Genomic DNA, 2,473 nt, shown 5'->3' on the forward strand with positions numbered 1-2,473 from the left:
CATGCCGATGCTGGGTGCGGACCGTCCGGAGTGCCGGCAGGCGGTGACGGCCCTCGCGCACGCCTTCGTGCACGGTGCCGACGCCGACTGGGCGGTCCTGTTCGCGGGCCAGGAGCCGCGGCGGGTCGATCTGCCGACGTACGCCTTCCAGCGCGAGCGCTACTGGCTGAAGCCGGCGACCCGCACCGGAGTCGGCGGCCCGGCCTCCCGTGACTCCCTGCTCCACGAGGTGGGTTGGCGGCCGCTGGACCTTCCGCGCCGCGACACCACCGTGCCCGGGACGTGGCTGGTCCTCACACCGTCCGGGCAGGACCGGGACGATGACCTGGCGGAGGCCGCGCGGCGCTTGGCGGCCGTCGTCGAGAACGTCGTCCGCCTGGAAATCGACCCCGGTGTCGAACTCGACGAGCAGGCCGTCGCCGGTCTGCTGCGCCGGGCCGTCGGTGAGACGCCTCTCGCGGGCGCGGTGTCGTTGCTCGGCCCGCGCGCGGGGGCGCTCGTGGCGGTCGCCCGGGCCCTGGACACCGCACCGCTGTGGTGCCTCACGCGCAACGCCGTGGCGGTCGGCGCCGAGGAAACGACGGTGGATCCGGACGGCGTCGGCCCGTGGGCGGTCGGGCGGGTGCTCGCCTGGGAGCGGGCCGCGAGCTGGGGCGGCGTCGTCGATCTGCCCGCCGCGCCGAGCGAGGAGGACTGGAACCGGCTGCGTGACGTGCTGGGCGCCGGTCAGGACGCCGACGACCAACTCGCCGTGCGGGCCGGGAGGGTGCTCACCCGGCGGCTGCGACCCGCGCGGCCGGGGGGCAGCGCCGTCAGCCTGAGCGGAACGGTCGCGGTGGTCGGCGACCTCGGGACCCGGACCGGCGTGCTCGTGGACTGGCTGCGAGGCGCCGGAGCCGACCGGGTCGTCCTGGTCGGCACGGCGGACGGCGCCGGTGAGGCCGGTGGGGCCGCTGGAGCGCCCGCACTTCCGGAGGGCGTCGAGCGCGCGCGGTGGAACGCCGCCACGCGGGCGGAGCTCGCCGGAAGCTCCGTCGTCCTTCTCGACGAATCGGCCTGGGAGACGGGCGCGTTGACGGCCGGCGCGTGGCAGCGACTGGTCACCGGCCGGACCGAACAGCTGCGGGAGCTGCACGAGTGGGCCGGCGCCGGGATGCTGCTGATCCTCTCCTCCGCCGTCGGCGTCATCGGCGGCGCCGCGTCACCCACCGTCACCCAGGCCGCGGCGGAGGCCGTGGTCCAGCACCGCCGGCACCTGGGGCTGCCCGGGCTGTCGGTGGCCGTCGGCCCGGACGACGAGGGCCAGGCCGCCCTCGGGTTCCGCCCGGTCGGTCTGCGCGAGGCGCTGGGGCTGCTGAGCGCCGGGCGGGAGCACGCCGTCGTCGCCGATGTCGACTGGGAGCAGGTGGTCTCCGCGCCGACGGTGGCACGCGCCCACCGCTTCGTCGCGGACCTGCCCGAGGTCCGGGCCCTGCTCGGGGCGGACGCCCGGGCGCTGCGCGACCGGCTGGCCGGACTGGCGGCGGCGGACCGTCACCGGGCCCTCGTCGGTCTGGTCCGGACCGAGGTCGCCGAGGTGCTCGGCTATCCGGAGTCCGGGCCGCTGGAGACCGCCCGCGCCTTCACCGAACTCGGCCTCACCTCGCTGACCGCCGTCGACCTGCGCAACCGTCTGAACGCGCGGACCGGTCTTCGGCTGCCCGTCTCGCTCGCCTTCGACCGCCCCACGGTCGAGGCGGTCGCGGACCACCTGGTGTCCGAACTGCTCGGCGCGGACGACGGGGACCAGCCCGTCACCCCGGCCGCCGCGGTCACCGACGAACCGATGGCGATCGTCGGCATGGCCTGCCGCTTCCCCGGCGGGATCGGCTCGCCCGACGACCTGTGGCGGGCCGTCGCCGACGGCGCCGACATGATCGAGCCGTTCCCCACCGACCGCGGCTGGAACATCGAGGACCTCTACGACCCGGACGCCACGGCCTCGGGGAAGAGCTACACCACCGAAGGCGGCTTCCTCCGGGGAGCGACCGAGTTCGACGCCGGCTTCTTCGGGATCTCGCCGCGTGAGGCGCTCGGCATGGACCCGCAGCAGCGCCACCTGCTGGAGACGGCGTGGGAGGCGTTCGAGCACGCCGGCATCGACCCGGCGGCGCTGCGCAACAGCCCGACCGGTGTGTTCGTCGGCGGCAACGGCCAGGACTACGCGACCTCCATGACGCGGGTCCCGGCCGGCGTCGACGGCTACCTCATGACCGGCAACGCGGCCAGCGTCCTGGCGGGCCGGATCGCCTACACCTTCGGCTTCACCGGTCCGACGCTGACCGTCGACACCGCCTGCTCCTCCTCTTTGGTGGCGCTGCATCTGGCGGCGCAGGCGCTGCGCAGTGGTGAGTGTGCGTTGGGTGTGGTGGGTGGGGTGACGGTGATGTCCTCGCCGGGGACGTTCGTGGAGTTCTCGCGGCAGCGGGGGTTG

1 protein-coding gene is annotated in these 2,473 nt (G+C 75.3%); it reads left to right on the plus strand.

Annotated elements, in window-relative coordinates:
• Positions 1-2,473: beta-ketoacyl synthase N-terminal-like domain-containing protein (locus ACIQTO_RS38125; RefSeq protein WP_402398265.1), on the plus strand; the 2,473-nt coding region annotated here is incomplete at both ends.

Origin of the sequence: Kitasatospora sp. NPDC091207, assembly GCF_044768625.1 — a bacterium.
Lineage (GTDB): Bacteria > Actinomycetota > Actinomycetes > Streptomycetales > Streptomycetaceae > Kitasatospora.